General features: G+C 43.1%; 10 protein-coding genes and 2 tRNA genes. 6 read left to right on the top strand and 6 right to left on the bottom strand.

The window, feature by feature from the left end; genetic code table 11:
- On the bottom strand, window positions 1–6,131 hold a 6,131-nt coding region (locus tag Q0N89_RS06310; protein ID WP_294034524.1), incomplete at its 3' end, for a filamentous hemagglutinin N-terminal domain-containing protein.
- A 143-nt stretch (window positions 6,132–6,274) separates the two neighbouring features.
- On the opposite strand from Q0N89_RS06310, the gene Q0N89_RS06305 reads away from it, so the two are divergent.
- From Q0N89_RS06305 to Q0N89_RS06295, 3 genes are all read left to right on the top strand, one after another.
- Window positions 6,275–8,266, top strand: a complete 1,992-nt coding sequence (locus tag Q0N89_RS06305; protein WP_294034523.1) for a ShlB/FhaC/HecB family hemolysin secretion/activation protein — start codon at window positions 6,275–6,277, stop codon at window positions 8,264–8,266.
- Between the two features lie 236 nt (window positions 8,267–8,502).
- Entirely contained in the window at window positions 8,503–9,207 is a 705-nt protein-coding gene (locus tag Q0N89_RS06300) for a DUF3800 domain-containing protein (protein ID WP_294034521.1), read from the top strand.
- A complete protein-coding gene (locus Q0N89_RS06295) occupies window positions 9,197–9,697 on the top strand; it encodes a hypothetical protein (RefSeq protein ID WP_294034519.1) in 501 nt (166 codons plus the stop codon). Before Q0N89_RS06300 ends, Q0N89_RS06295 begins: the two co-directional genes overlap by 11 nt.
- Window positions 9,698–9,890: 193 nt before the next feature.
- On the opposite strand, the gene Q0N89_RS06290 is transcribed toward Q0N89_RS06295, so the two are convergent.
- A complete protein-coding gene (locus Q0N89_RS06290) occupies window positions 9,891–10,499 on the bottom strand; it encodes an IS30 family transposase (RefSeq protein WP_294034517.1) in 609 nt (202 codons plus the stop codon).
- A 145-nt stretch (window positions 10,500–10,644) separates the two neighbouring features.
- On the opposite strand from Q0N89_RS06290, the gene Q0N89_RS06285 reads away from it, so the two are divergent.
- On the top strand, window positions 10,645–11,508 hold the full coding sequence (locus tag Q0N89_RS06285; RefSeq protein ID WP_294034515.1) for a DMT family transporter: 864 nt from the start codon (window positions 10,645–10,647) through the stop codon (window positions 11,506–11,508).
- Between the two features lie 222 nt (window positions 11,509–11,730).
- Here Q0N89_RS06285 and Q0N89_RS06280 read toward each other — a convergent pair.
- The 4 genes from Q0N89_RS06280 to Q0N89_RS06265 all read right to left on the bottom strand — a co-directional run bounded on the left by Q0N89_RS06280 (window position 11,731) and on the right by Q0N89_RS06265 (window position 15,276).
- A tRNA-Leu gene (locus Q0N89_RS06280) sits at window positions 11,731–11,815 on the bottom strand.
- A gap of 174 nt (window positions 11,816–11,989) precedes the next feature.
- A complete protein-coding gene (locus Q0N89_RS06275; protein ID WP_294034512.1) occupies window positions 11,990–13,108 on the bottom strand; it encodes a DUF4105 domain-containing protein in 1,119 nt (372 codons plus the stop codon).
- 64 nt (window positions 13,109–13,172) lie between these two features.
- Window positions 13,173–14,678 carry a zinc ribbon domain-containing protein gene (locus Q0N89_RS06270; protein ID WP_294034510.1) on the bottom strand — a complete coding sequence of 502 codons (1,506 nt, stop codon included), beginning with the start codon at window positions 14,676–14,678 and terminating at the stop codon, window positions 13,173–13,175.
- Complete coding sequence (locus Q0N89_RS06265) at window positions 14,671–15,276, bottom strand: IS607 family transposase (protein WP_294034508.1); 606 nt, start codon at window positions 15,274–15,276, stop codon at window positions 14,671–14,673. Before Q0N89_RS06265 ends, Q0N89_RS06270 begins: the two co-directional genes overlap by 8 nt.
- Before the next feature lie 119 nt (window positions 15,277–15,395).
- On the opposite strand from Q0N89_RS06265, the gene Q0N89_RS06260 reads away from it, so the two are divergent.
- Together Q0N89_RS06260 and Q0N89_RS06255 are read left to right on the top strand one after the other, a co-directional pair.
- Complete coding sequence (locus Q0N89_RS06260) at window positions 15,396–15,710, top strand: rhodanese-like domain-containing protein (protein ID WP_294034506.1); 315 nt, start codon at window positions 15,396–15,398, stop codon at window positions 15,708–15,710.
- A 280-nt stretch (window positions 15,711–15,990) separates the two neighbouring features.
- Window positions 15,991–16,067 (top strand) — tRNA-Pro (locus Q0N89_RS06255).
- Window positions 16,068–16,120: the final 53 nt, after the last annotated feature.

Genomic DNA, 16,120 nt, shown 5'->3' with positions numbered 1-16,120 from the left:
GCGGTATCTTTGGCAATGATATTACCATTGTTATCCAAATTGCCAGTCAGCTGTATATCCATGCTTTTGCTAGACATGGCAGCATATCTACCATCAGGAGTAAGCGCACCTGTAGCGATATTGGCAGAACGTAGATATAGCTTGGGTACTAAAGCGTCTTGGGTTTTGGTGATGCTATTACCATCTTTGTCTTTGGTGGTATAGGTAATGGACTGTTTAACCAGCCAAACGATGTCGGTGGTTAAGTTTGCCATCTGCTCGGCGGTGAGTGCAGTGCCAAGCGTGTAGCCGAAGGCTTTGGCTGCTGTGATGCCATTATCCATCAAGGCTTTATAGGCTTCTTCGTTACTGCGGTAATCGGTGTTGATGTTTCTGCCTGTTAAGTGATAATACTGATCTTTAATGCGCTGTTGCTCACCATAGCCATCAGATAGGCGCTTGTGGATGTGATTTGGGTCTGATTGTAGGGCTTTTAGCATATAATCAGACGATAGCCACTGTTTGTAATCGGTGAACGCAGGGTCAGTTTGAATCAGTGGCAGATTGGGGTCGTCGGCATTGATGATGTACAAAGCTGAGCTAGGGATGGTCAGCTGTGAGAAGTCGGCACTGATCACAGAGACCTGTTTAGCATCAACGCTTTGGGACAATGCTTTGGTCAACTCTGATAAGATTGCTTCATCAACAGCTTGCCCTTGCTCTTTGGCAGCAAGTAGCTTTGATAGCTGTTGCTGAGCATCAAGGGATAAGGCAGCTTGATTGGCTTTTAAAGCAGCAAGCACTGTCTCCACATCACCACTGGCTAGGGCTGATTGGTCAATTGTTATGACCGATGGGGTTTTGTTGATGGTGGCGTTTAAGATGGGGAGCTCATATGTTGCTAGTGGCGCAAAGGATTGTGTAAAGCTGCCACCACCAATTGCTCTGCGCTTGTGGCGGTTAATTCCCGAGGGAAATACGCTATATCGGGTAAAGCGACCATTTTCGGTGACTTTGGTTTTTTCACCATACAAGCCATTGTCAGGTGTTTGAATGACAGTATCGCCAATCACTGCAAAGCCTGCACCTGCATTCATTTGGCTTTTATCATTAATCAGAGTGTCGCCATGTATGGCAAGATTTTGTCCTGCTACCATACGAGCTGGGTCAGAAGCTAGGGTTTTATCTTCATAGACGACAAAGTCAGTAGTAATGACATCTACCTCTTCGGTAACAAAGTGGAAATTACCATTGGCGTCTTTGACATACAAAGCACCATCTGGCGCACCTTTTTTGCTGGTTGGTCCAAGTTTTGCTTCATCGGTGGTGTAGATATTTAGGGCTAAATCAACATCGCTTTTATTTGTGGTAAATTGGCGATTATATTCCCTGATAGCCAGTTCTAACGCTTCAATGGCAGCGGCATTGTCCTCTTCCCATTTTAATAAAGGACCCATGACCTTGGTATAATTGGCCAATGCTTCATTGTACTGTGTACAAGCTTGGTTGCTTGCCTCTGCTAACGCACAACTTTCAGCGGTTTCATTCTTTGGTAGCTCAGGCTCATCCAAGCGGTTTTCGACAGCAATGACTGGTGCAGGCTCAGCTGGTGCTGTAATGTTAAAGTATGACCAAATCGTAGAGTCATAATCATAATTGACAATACACTCACTACCTTCAGGGCAGTCAAATAAACCCGCCATTGGCTTGTTGCCCAAATCAGCAACATCAGTGCTTTTTTGGGCGGCGGGGATGGTGTCCGCTTGTTTGTGAGCACGGTAAAGCGTTTGTTCATAAACAGATTCTGCCACCACTTCAACCGTATGCTTTTTAAAGTCAGCATTGGTGTTTAGCAAGGTTTTGGCACCAATCACCATCTGCCCACCAGACTGGATGGTCGCACCTTTATTGACCACCGTCTGTGCTTTGCCTGTGGCATGATGATTGTCGTCTAGACTGCCGCCAATGTGCAGACTGCCAAGACTTGTGATTAACGCTTGATTGTCGAAATCTTCGTTGAATTTGCCCGCTCTGTCAGGGTTGGGGTTGTTGTTTAGGGTGTTAACACCAATGTCCAGACGCTCTCTTGCAGCAATCACAGGGGCGGTGTGATGGTCGTTTTCTTGATTGGTTTGCTGGTTGGCAGCTTTTGCTGGCGCATTATTCAGCGTATCAGCCTGTATCGCAAGTTGTGTGCCATAGATACGACCACCAGCCAAGTTGTTGATGGTGTTTGCGGCTTTAACGATAGTCGTATCACCATTAATTAAGCCTTGGTTGGTGATGTTTGTTTGGCTATGTAGCGTGGTATTGCTACTTGTAATGGTGGCATCTTGGTGGTTGTGGATACTGGCTGCTGTAAGCGTTAGGCTATCTGTTGCCCCAAAGCTGTGCTGATTGCTAAAGTTGCCTTGAGTGGTGAATGTCAGCGTATCCGCAGTTAAGGTATCATTACTGGTGTGTGTATAATCCTTAGTTTGGCTAATCGTCATTTCTTTAGCGGTGATCACCCCACCATTTTGTAAAGATTCAGTATGGATATCTACGGTTTTAGCCGTCAGATTGCCCGCTTGATTGCTCAAAACGCCTTGGGTATTGTCGATGCGGATGTTTTGTGCAGCCAAACTTGTGGCATTATGATGGATGATATCGCCTTGAGAGTCATAGCTGATGCTGTCTGCTTCATTGTGTGAGTCGGTCAAATCAAGCGTGGCAGCGGTGGCACTAAAACGATTGCCCACCAAGGCTTTACCATGATGGCTGAGGTGTCCTTGGCTGTTTAGTGTCAAATCTGTACCTGCATACAGACTGCCTGTCGCACGGTTGTTAAGCGCATCCTTAGCTTGAATGCTGGTTGCTTCTTGACTGCTGATGCTACCGCTATTGTTGATGGTATTGGCATCTACAGTTAAGGCTTTGGTGCTGATTTGTCCTGTATTATCCAACGTGTTGGCACTGATGGCCAAAGCGCCTAGTGTGGCAATGGTGGCGGTTTGTGTATCGGCATTGGCATCAACATTGCTATTGCCATTGCTATTACTTAAATTGCCAGTTAATGTAATACGGCTTTGTGCTGTTTCATCAGTGGCAAATACGCTGCCTTGATGGTTGTTAAACGCTTTGGCATCAATAGTAAAGCCACTTGCTTGAATGATGCCTTGGTGGTTATTGATATCCTCTTGGGTGCTTAAAGACTGATTGGCGGTGCTAAGTAGCTTGCCTTGATGGTTATTGATACTTTGAGCACTGATTGCTAAAGCATCTGCTTGAATGACACCTTCAGAGTTATTGATATCTGTAGCCACCGTAAGACTTTGATTGCCAGTGCTAAGTAGTTTACCTTGATGGTTGCCTAGATGCTGCGTACTCACAGTCAGCGTACTGCCTGTATGAGTAATACTGCCTTGCTGGTTGTTTAAAGCGGCGGCACCTGTATTAATGCTCAGTACTTGGCTGTTACTGCTGATATTGCCTTGGCGGTTGTCCAGACCTTGATTGAAGTTTAATGTCAGTGCCTGCGTACCGCTATGGCTGATATTGCCTTGATGGTTGATGAGTTTGCTGCCATCAATCATCAGGTGTTTGGCGGACAATTGCCCTTGGGTGTTATTAAGCTGACCAGGTGTGCTGATGTGTAGTGTATCAGCAGCAATGGCGGTAGCATTGGTGGTGTTGACATCAGTTTGGCTATTTAGATTGATATTAACCGCTTCACTATGACTATCGCTTAAGTCAAGCATGTTGCCTGTCATCACCATCGCTTGGGTGGCAATGTGTGTGCCTGTGCTGACCAGATTGCCCGTACTTTGGATGCTAAGATTGGCAGGCTGCCCTAATTTGCCTTCACGGTCCATGCCAGCAATGATGCTGCCGGCATGAGTGATGGTATGAGTGCTGATGGTGGTATCACCACCGCTGGCAATCAGTCCTGTTTGACTGTTGCTTAGGGTCTGTGAAGTAGTCAGGGTAGTGCTTTTACCCCCATAAACCTGACCGCTGTTTGTCAAATCTTGGCTATAGATGGTTAGGTGTTGATTGCCAAAGATATTGCCATCATGATTGCTCAATGCTGTCCCAACGCTCAATGTGGTATTAGCTTGTGCAGAGATGACGCCTTTATCATTCGTTAACTTATCTTTGCTGGCAATAGATACATTGCCAGTACTCATGATCGTACCAGCCTGATTATTCACACCATCAGTGCTGATAGCAGTATCACCACCACTTACAATCACCCCTTGGGTATTATCAAGCGCGCCAACAGCAGATAACGCCACAGTACCAGTGGCAGATAATTGACCGCCTGTATTAATCATATCAGAACCACTGTCAATCACCATGCCATTTCTAGCAGTGATACTACCTTTGCTGTTGTCAAAGCGGCTTAATTGCCAATTGATATCATCTAAGGCGATTTTACTGTCAGTATTGACAAGAGTGTTGGTATTTAGGCTTTGTACATCAATCGATGCTTGCTTGGTATTACTGGTTTGATTGGCACTGATACCAATATCACCTGTGGCGGTGATGAGTGCTTGACTACCTGTGTTGTGAATACTGCTCGTGGCAGTGATATGACCACGAGCAGTTGGGACGGGTTTGGTTTGAGTGTTTGCACCAGAGTCACTTAAAGCAGGCGGCTGTGGGTCCGTCCCCAAATGACCCGTACTGCCTGCTGTATTATCTGCCAGCTCATTGCTGATACTACCAGCACTTTGATCACTACTTGGGGTAGAAGGTGCGGGGATACTGGTTTGTCCATACAGACTTTGACCGATAACCGCTTTATCAGTGTTGATGAATGTATCGGTGGTGATATCAAGCTTACCTGTGCCAGTTTGGATAAGCTGACCGGTGTTATTAAGCTTATCCGTATGAACTTGTAAAACACCGCCATAGACACTGCCCCGGTTTTCAATCGCTTGTTTGGCTGCAATCTTGGCGGTTTGGGTGCTGTGAATGATGCCTGTGTTATTAAGACTTGCGGTATTAATGGCAATATCAGCTTGTTCGCTTAACAAGGTGCCGTCGTTTTGAGCAGTGTTATCATGGGTGTTGATGGTGACAGCATCTTTGGCTAGGATTTTACCGGTATTAACAAGATTGCCTTGGCTGTCCAAGGTGAGTGTACCTGTGCCAAGCGGTTGTCCCTTGCCAGTTGCTGTGATAACCCCTTGGTTATTCACCCCAAAGCCTTTATCTGTACCAATCAGATGGATTTTACCTGCGTACATTCCGCCAAGATTTGAGATGTCTAATGCCAGTGTTGGGGCGGTGCCTTGTTGCTCTTTATTGGTGGTTTGATTGGCAGATGGCGTGCTTGTTTGCTTATTGATGGCGGTTAGTTGTGTTAAATCGCCATCTTGTAGGCTAACACTGTTTTCACCTAGAATAACATCAAGTTGTTTGCCTGCATAAATCTCATCATTGATTTGGGCGGTCTTGGCAATGAGCGCAGCATAATCGGTGCCTTGTAGGTTTAATTTACCATGAGCAGCAATATGACCTGTGCCAACTTCATAACCTGTTACTTGCCCTTGATTAACTTGGCTATTTGCTGCCGCCAGATGGACATTGCCAGCATTAATAAACCCAGCACCATTGACAACCAAGCCTGATGGGTTTGCGATAATCACATCCGCCTTTTTACCTGCCACTTCAATAAAGCCATTCAAATGACTTGGGTTGTTGGAATTGACTTGATTTAAGATGGTAGAAGCTTCCCCACGAGCCATATAGGGGTTAGCTGCCACAAAGCCTGCGATTTGGGTATCAACAGCTTTACGGTTGTTATTTAATACAGCGCCTGTACTACCCACATCAAACTGGCTGTAATGGTTATTGGATAAGCCACGAGCATTGGGGGTTGCGATATTAACAGACACAACACCACTTGCGGTATTTAATACAATCGGCTGTAAGGCTTTATCGGCGGATTTATCTGCAATGATGGTGGTGGGGGTGTTGGCATGGGCTGACTGCAAAGCCATAAGTACTGCAAAGGATAAAAAAGTAATAGAACCAACTACGCCTCGTGTCACAGATTTGCTGCCACCACTTGCACTGCCACAACCAACACTACGAGCATATTCACAAACCGCCATCCAAGTCTGTGTGGATTTGTTAAAGACGGTTTTGTATACATGGTTCATAAAAATTTCCTTTTAAAATAAATAGCAATAATATTGTAACAAATATGTATAAATGTAGCAATGGTAATTTAGATGAGCTTGCAAGATTGTATTTATATAGTTACAATATGTAATATTCTTGAATACGATGCTGGAATGCACCTATGATTAGACCAACAATCCTTGCCACCACAATTACTGCAATTTTGGTTCATAACACCGTCTCTGCCAACACCACCAACCAAACCCTAATCCAAGCTCAAGATTCTCGCAATCAGGCACTGCTAGAGCAATTGGTGCCAAATCCAAGTGTGGTGGTGGATGGCATTGATACTAGTGTTGGTATTGCTGATACCGCCACCCAAATCCAAGAACAACCAACAGCAGATAACGCCATTTGCTTTGATATTCATAAGATTGGTTATTCAGTGTTATCCCAAGATGATATTGTCTTTGCAGACAAGCTTGGCTTTGCACTCATGCCTGAAATCATGGGCAACAGCAGTGTATTAGGCAAGTGCATGACAGTTGCTGACATCAATGCTATTGCCACTCGTGTGCAAAACCGCTTGATTGAACAAGGCTATGTCACCAGTCGTATTATGGTAGGTAATCAGAATTTGGCGGATGGGGAGCTAAGATTAACTCTAATCCCAGGTAAAATCGCTCAGGTGGTGGTGAATACAGCGGATAGTAAAGTGCCTGTCTATGTTAAAAACACAGTCAAAGACACAGCCAATCAGTCTTATCCTGCCATCACTCAGCCTGCTATCTTGGACACAGCACTCACCACACAACCAGGCAAGCTATTAAACATCCGTGATTTAGAAACCACGCTTGAGAATTTTAAACGTGTGCCAAGTGCTGATGCTACTTTTAAGATTGCACCGTCTGATGAGTTACAAGCAATTGGCAACAATAAAAACAATAAACCTACTGGTAACGGCATTGGCATTAGCGATATTTTAATTGATTATACCCAACACCGCCGTATTCGTGGCAGTCTAAGCATTGATGATTCAGGCTCTAAATCCACAGGGAAATATCAAGGCGTGGCGACACTTAGTGTGGATAATTTGGCAAATTTAAACGATTTATTCTATCTTAGCTTTGGGCGAGATTTGGGTAATCAAATCAATGATGACAAAGATTACCCCTCTGATAAGAGCAAAGGCTCTAAGAATTATGGGGCGGGCTTCATACTGCCGATTAAAAACAGCGTGCTGCAATTAGGTGCTAATCGCTACACCTATCATCAAACCGTAGCAGGTAGTACCCAAGATTATATCTATGGCGGTAAATCCAGTGGATACAACGCTAAGCTGTCTCATCTGGTACACAGAGATGCTCATAGCAAAAGCTATGTGTATGCTGGTGGTTATGTCAAATCCCAAGAAAGTGATATTGATGGTACAATCATTGATGTACAAACCCGTAAAACCGCAGGGTATTTATTTGGCATTAGCCATGAGACCACTTTTGGTAAACAAGCTAATCATAGCCTAAGCACCGATATTTCTTATAAGCGTGGTACCGCCGCTTTTAATGCCTTACCCTCACCAGAAGAGCTGTTTGATGAAGGCTCAGCTCGTGTTGGCATTTATCAATTAAACGCCAATCTAACAAGTAAATACAACCCAAGCATTAACAACAAACCACTGCCCATCATCCACAGCACCACACTCAAAGCCCAATACGCTACAGACAGTCTAACACCAGATTTAAAAATGGCTATTGGTGGCAGATACACCGTCAGAGGCTTTGATGGGGAGCGTTCATTATCTGCGGATAATGGTATCCTAATCAGACAAGATATCAGCTTTTATCCAAACTGGCTTAATCAACAACAAGCAAATAATCAGAGCACTACAAATAATACGCAGGCAAACAAAACAAACAGCCAATCAAACCATGCCATCTATCTAGGACTGGACGCAGGCTATATCACTAACCACGACAAAAGCCAAAATGAGCTATTGCTTGGACAACATCTAGCAGGTGCTGCCATAGGCATTAAAGGACAATACACACCAAATACAAATAACCCCTACCTAAGTTTTAACTATGACATCTTTACTTCAAAAGCAATCAGCGAGCCCACGGGTTTTTCCAACAAAGATTGGGTCAGTGGTGTGAGCTTGGGGATGAGTTTTTAAAAGCAAGTTGACATCAAAACCATCAGTTGAGCAAATTGGCTTGGCTGGTGGTTTTTTATGGGTGGTTAAATAAGAGTGGAATAAGTGGTCACGTGAAGAGTGGAATGTGCATATCTGATGTGGCATACTATTCGCACTAATCTGCTTTCTGATAGAAAATCATATATCTAGCGATTTTCTAGTAGATTTTTTTGTAAGAATACTATATATTGTAAAAAAAACAATAGGAAATCCAAATGATAAGTTTTAATATTTATTGTGATGAATCGTGCCATCTACCTAATGATGGTATGAGTGTAATGGTTTTAGGAGCAACAAGCTGCCCTGTTGATAAAACCAAAGAGATCGCCAAAAGATTGCGAGAGATAAAAATCAAACATGGGCTGCATCCAAATTTTGAAATAAAATGGGGCAAGGTATCCAATTCCAAAGCTCAGTTTTATTTGGATATTGTTGATTATTTCTTTGATGATGACGACTTTGCTTTCCGTTGTGTAATTATTGATAAAAAATCTATAAATCACGATAAATATCGTCAGATTCACGATGACTGGTATTATAAAATGATGTTTTTATTGTTAAAAAATATCATTAAGCCAAACGCAACATCTTTTATTTATTTAGACAAAAAAGACACTCAGAGCGGAGAAAAGGTTAGAAAATTGCATGATGTTCTTTGTAATAGTCAGTATGATTTTAAACAAGAAAAAATCAAGCGTGTTCAGATTGTTGAATCACATCATGTAGAGCAAATGCAAGTTGCTGATTTATTGCTTGGTTCGTTGTGTTATCTTAATCGAAAATTGCAAGGCAATAAGGCTAAACAAGCTATCATTAATAGAGTAAAAGAACGTTCAGGTTATCAACTGCATGCTAGCACCCTGCCAAGTGAACAAAAATTCAATATTTTTTATTGGCAAGGAGGTTATTATGGTGGATAACCCAGGTTGGTTGCCTCCCTTAATATTGTTACAAGACTATTCCGCTAATGAATATCTGGAAGTGGTGTATAAAGTTTTTGAAAAGGATTTTGAGTATTCGAAGCCTAAGTTTGGCAATTATGTTGTTAAATTAAAAAGACATCCTTTGTGCGACAACAAAAGCGCTACTTTTTGGCATATGATATCAGAAGGTGAAGTTGAATCCGAAAGAATACCTGACATAAGACGCTGTGAAAGAATTGGCTGGATAAAGCCAATCATGGAAAAGTTCGACCCTGCTCAATCGAGCAATGACATCGCTTGGTGGATAGAAAAGAAAAAAGGTGAAGAAAGATTCCATCTTGCCTTAATGGATTTTAGCTACCTTGTGGTGGTTGCTATTCGTAAGGATTTTGTGTTGCCATGGACGGCCTTCTTGGTAGAATATGAACACCAAAGACGGAAACTTAAAAAGAGATATGAGAATTACTGGCGCGTCAAAAAAAGCTGAAACCGTCTTAAAAAGACGGTTTCGTAACTCCTTCAGCCATAGGTTGATGAGCTAATTATTATATTACTATACAAAATTTAATTGTCAAGGAAAAAGTGTAACTCTTTTATAAAACATGCCATTCGGGGTTTTGGTTTCGCATACGTTTATGCGTAAAAACTGTCAGATTGGGTCTGTACCGGTCAATCATTTTTCAAACAACCTCAAGAGGTGTTTTAAATCCTAGCACTTTTCTTGGTCTGTTGTTCAAATTAGACTCAATTTGCTTAATTTGTTCCTCATCAAGATTGTCCAATCTAATCGACTTGGGTAAAAACTGACGAATTAGTCTATTGGTGTTTTCATTGGTTCCTCTCTCCCATGAGTGGTACGGTCTGGCAAAGTAAACTTGGGTGTTTAGTGCTTGCTCTATATGTTCATGCAATGCAAACTCTTTACCATTATCAAAGGTGATGCTTTGCACTTGTTCATCTTTGAGTAAATCAATACAAGTGTGTGCCACCAGTATTGCTTTGCGGTTTGGCAGTGCTTTTATTTTGACTTCTCGTGTGGTTCTATCCACCAAAGTCACTAATACCCCTTGATGTCTTTTGCCAACCACGGTATCTCCTTCATAATCACCCAATCGTTGTCGTTGTTCAATGATGTGCGGTCTATCACCAATGTCTTTACGATTGGTAATTTGCCCACGTCTGTCATGGGCTTTGTAGCCGCGTTTACGATAGGTTTTTTGACAGCGTAGATGGGTATGCAGGTCACCGCTTTTGGCTGTATCACCATAGATTGCACTGATACAAACCATCAGTTGAGCAAATTGACTTGGCTGGTGGTTTTTTATGGGGCGGTCAAATAAGAGTGGAATAAGTGGTCACGTGAAGAGTGGAATGGATGATCATTTGGAGTGGAATATGCAACTGACCAACTGACCACACTATCAGCCATTTATCATGATTTATCTGCTACTTTGTATCATCATCTGGGCAAGCTCATTCATTGTTGGCAAAAGTGCCACCAGTGAACTTGACCCTGTGCTACTGGTGCAGATTCGGCTTATGATTGGTGCGCTGATTGTCCTGCCTATATTTTTGCCTGCATATCGCCGTATCCCAACGGGCAAACAGCCGATGGTATGGCTATTGTCATTTTTGACATTGCCTGTTTGCTTTGTGTTGCAGTTTATGGGTCTATCGATGACTTCGGCATCGAGTGCGATTGCTATTTTGGGGCTCAATCCTTTGCTATCCGTGCTTGTGGGACATTTTTGTTTTGGACTGCGGGCACGCATGATGGATTTTGTGCTGAGCATTGTGGCATTTGTGGGGATTTTTATGATGATTTTTGCCGCCAAAGGCAGTGGACAAATCAGTCTATTGGGATGTCTGCTGGTGATGCTTGGTTGTCTTAGCTTTATCCTTTGTATGTTTGTCAGCAAATCCATCATCGCACAGATGCCATCACAAGCTTATACGACGGTCAGCATTGTGTTTGGGGCGATTAGCTGTCTGCCTTTGACCGTGATTTTTGCCAAACAATGGCAACTACCCACCACCACAACAGCACTCTCATCGGTGCTCTATCTGGGCGTGGTGTGTAGCTATTTGGCAATGGTGTTTTGGAATAAAGGATTGGCAAAATCCAATGCCGTCATCGCAGGATTTTTGTTAGCATTAGAGCCTGTGATTGGACTTGTGATGGCGATGATTGCATTTGGCGATAGCCTGCCTTGGCTGTCGTGGCTTGGTATTGCATTGGTGATTGGTTCGGCGCTGTGTTCGGTGGGCATACCAGCGTCAAATTCCGCCAAGCCCTAAATCCAAAATCAACGCCATTCAAGCACAAGTGCACCATGATACATCACCCATCATTAGCACTCAATGCTTAAATTGCCCAAAGCCTTGTAATTTAACGCTTTTTTGCCCATATCAAGTGATCAATCAAATCGCTTATCTTATCAGTCTTATCGGTATAATTGGCTATATGGGCAAAATTTTGGCAATAAAAAAGACCAGCTTTCGCCAGTCTCTTTTGGAATTTGGTGGGGTCGGAGAGACTCGAACTCTCACACCTCGCGGCGCTGGAACCTAAATCCAGTGCGTCTACCAATTCCGCCACGACCCCAAGTTTTGATTATCAAGTTATTCGCATCACTGCGTCGTCTTGATGGTGCGTATTATATAGAGTTTTGAAATTTTGGCAAGCATTTTTTTTGACAAATTTGTCATAAATCAAAAAATAGTTTATAACTTATTGATTTTACACGGTTTAATATTGATGATTTTTAAGCATTTTATATCACTTATCCGCCTTGTCCGCTTTTTGTTTTGTCAATGCTTGACGGCTCAATGTCTGACGATTTGGCAAATCCGCTCGAATCAGTCGTGAAAATTCAGCCGATGACAAAGTTGCCGTTGTCGCCAGCTGCTCAGGCGTACTTGATACTTTGGTATTAATCAAGGCAAGCTGCCGCCACTCATCAAAAGGCAAGCGATTATCAATCGCACCAAGCTCGTACAGATATTCAGGCAGTCGCCCCGACAATAGCACTCGATAATCCATCGGCACAGGGTCAATCTGGCGAACGAGCTCAAATAACGCTGTGGTGCAGTTGGCAGTCAGCGTATTGTACCATTCGGGCTCAAGTCTAAGCGCATCTGCTTGTTCAAGCAGTGCCACAAACAGCTGACGGATTTTTTGCTTGGGATAGCGAAGCGGATACAGATATACTCGCTCATCACGGGCATTACTGCGGGTATAGATGATGTCTTTTTCGTCAGCGGCGATGACAGTCATCTCGTACTGCCGCACAAAGCCACCCACTGATGAGAAAGATTCGCCGATTTCTTTGCGAATTTCCACCGAAAAAGTCAGATACTGCCCATCATCAAAGCCAAACGACAATAGCGTATGGGCAATATTATCATTATCCCAAATCGAGATAATCAAATCGAGTGTCGCAAGCTTAGATAAATCATACTGACGAGTCTCCCAGCGTGGCTGATAATTAAATTCGCTCACCCACTCAAAATTACGCACATTATGAATGGTAATCATATCACCTGCTTTGTCATAGCTTAGCTGGCGTGCGACATCATCTTGCCACGCTCTATCATTGCTCGGTGTCGATAATAATAGCCACACACTAATTGCACCAAGCCCCACCGCCAATGCCACTCTCGCATGACGATATCTAGGGTGCAGACTTAGCCCATATGCAGATGCCATCAGCGCTATCGTAGGATAGGTCGCCATGCCAAAGGGCTTATGCACCCACAATACAAGACCGCCCCATGCCGTCCACAGCCCAAATGCACAATGCGTCGCCACACTTGTCAGTCGATGGCGAGTCGATTTTGGCTTGGTGTCAGCTGTCTGATGATAGGATTTTTGTAGGAATTTTGGTAAGCTTGGCATCGCAATCACGCAGTGTTATAAAATCCATTTTTACCATCATATCATATATGCTACAGTCCCAAACTCAATAACCATCGATTACCCTAAGCCAACCTAGGTCATTGGTTACTGGTTTGGTTTGCCTAATTCTATTGGCAGGGGGCACTGCAAAGACCCCCGACTCATTCCAGATGAAGCCATCTGGAAATTGTCTCGACACACCGTTGACAATCGGCTTTAAGTTAGCCAAATGGTTCAAGGACGCATTAACATCAGCATCATTGCGATAACCGCAACTTTGACAATGAAATGATTTGCCTAAACGATTCTTGGTGTGGACAAATCCGCATTGTGAGCACCGCTGTGAGCGATAGGCTGACGATTGTAAGACTAGACGGACACCGTGCATCTCACAATGACTACGCAGACTTGTAGTGATGGCCTTTGAAGCAAAGAACATCACTTTTCTAAAAGGATTGTTATGACGAAACACGCCACGCTTATTTCGCTTAATATCAAATAAATGTTCTAGACGCACTTCCTGTATATCAGTTAAATCTAGGTGTTTTAAAACGCTGTTGACATAATTATCTCGCTGTTTGATTAAGCGGCGATATTTAGGCGTTCCTTGTGGCGTTGTTGCCAGTTGCTGTAATAGCTTATTGTAATAATATTCACCTGTAATATCTTGCTCATCAAAGCTTGTGACCTTGTCATCAATTCTCTGCGAGGCGGTCAACAGACTTCTAACCCCTTGGTCAATCGCCAAAATGCCTTTGCCAGTCACCTCTGCTTTAGGTAGTACAAAACGGCAATCTAGCCCTTGTACACCAAGCAGATAGGAATTTAATTTTTCGCCGTCGGAGGCTAGTTTGTTATATTGACGGTGTAGCTTAAACGGTAGGTGAAATTTGGTTTTATCCAAGCCGTTTTCTTTGATATAACTGCGTTTGAACAAGGATTTTAGCGTCATCAGCACATCAAACTGCGTGTTGTTCTCTGATGCTTGCTCAATCACCAAGCTATTTATCTCAATTTTGATATTGGTTGGTACAGATGGTTGCGTATGTAGCTTAGCAAAGCGTCTTTGCATGGTTTTAATGGCTTTGCACAGGTTATTTAAGTGTTTTACTTCTTGTTCTGTGCGTACCGTAACCACATCTGATCTTAGTATCTCTTGAAGTTCGGCTTGCTTTTCACCCAATGCAAATAATCTTTTTTTATTCTTAGCGGTTGCAGCATTAATCATGCCCTGTGCTTGAGTGCATAAGCATTTGATAAAGCGTGCTGACAGGCAAGTCTCAATGTCGCTGGTGTCAAATTCATAGAATTTAGGGGTATTGTGATTGGCTTTGGTATTACATTTATCTAAGCCATAGCCAATCCAAGCTTGTTCAATAAGGATACTTAGTATCCTTTTACTTTCTTTTAAAAGTAGTTGAATCAACTGCTTTTTACCGGTATTAAGATGGTCAAAGCTTAGGCGAGCGGTTCTAACAATATCGCCTTTTTGACGCTTTTTAGCGACCTTTTTGGACAAGCCTTTGCGCACGCCTTTAGGTCTTTTGGCAATTACTGGATTGTCACTCATAGATAATCGACATGACCTGTTTAACTTTGTTGGCGGCTTTGCGTTTGGTATACAGCTTGGCGCAGAATGAGTAGATAACAGATGATAGGTCAGCAACCAAATCTTGCTCATCGGTTTGGGTGGCATTTACCACAATGATTTGACAGTTAAGCTCAGTAAATAGGCGTTCTAGGTAGTTGTAACCAAAGCGGGTGAGTCTGTCTTTATGCTCAATAACCAAGATAGAATTAGGTTGCTTTTTTACCTTATCTATCAAACGAAACAACTCACGGCGATTATCGTTTAAACCTGATGCGACTTCACTGTAGCTATGAGATACAGATAGACCTTTGTTAAAACAAAACTCGTTTAATCGTTGTTTTTGTCGGTCTAAATCTGCTTTTTGTTTTGCGGAGGATACACGGCTGTAAATGAATACTGTTGGTGAGGCATTGCCACTATCACGAATTTCAGTATTATCCGCAACTGGGACAAGCACAGCACCCCGCTCGCCCTGTTGAAAAGCACCTGCAATACGACCAGCACGGTATGCTTTATAAGCACCCATGTAGCTGTATCCATGTTGGATAGCCCAGTCTTTTAGCTTGATGTATTGCATGGCTTGTGGTAATATATGGTTATTTAGTTATATTTATAATAACATTATTGGCGTTGGTTTGCAATACTAAAGCCTTGATTTTTTTGATGCTAACCAATTTGACAAGCAAGGAGTTTTTTATGATTCAGACATTAGAAATTAGCCAATTCACCCCAACTGCTGATAAGGTCATTTGGGATGTGCGTGATGCGGACAAATACCGTGAAGGTCATATCGAACACGCCAAGTCGCAGCCGCTTGATACACTCAATCAAGCCCTGCTTGACGCTACCGAAGGCGACATCTATGTGCTGTGCGGCGGCGGCACTAAGGCGGTCAAAGCGGTGGAGCTATTGAACGAGCTTGACCCGACACGCACCATCATCCATCTGACAGGCGGTACTCGTGGTGCAGCAGCGTGTGGCATGACCATTGTCGCAGAACCACAAGGCTAAATTGGTAATAAAAACCAAAAATCTCGCAATCTTTATAAAGAGTGAAATATGAGCCATGTTGCCATCATGCGCGCCATGACACATCCATATATGCATGACAAACATGATGGCAATATCTCAAGCATTGAGTAATTATCAAATTAAATATATAAAAATCAACAAGTTATAAACTTTATGCAAAATTTTAGAAATTTGTTGTTGACACCATAGGCACTTCACTGTATCATACGCACCACAACGACGAGCTACTGAACAAAATGCTCGAAGTTAAAGAAAAATTCGGAGTGTAGCGCAGCTTGGTAGCGCATCTGGTTTGGGACCAGAGGGTCGGGGGTTCGAATCCCTCCACTCCGACCAGTTTTAAAGCCGAACAGGCTTTTTTTGTTGGTAAAGACACCAACATCCTAAGC

This window comes from uncultured Moraxella sp. (genome assembly GCF_945873075.1).
Lineage (GTDB): Bacteria > Pseudomonadota > Gammaproteobacteria > Pseudomonadales > Moraxellaceae > Moraxella.
This window is presented reverse-complemented; position numbering and strand designations above follow the sequence as displayed.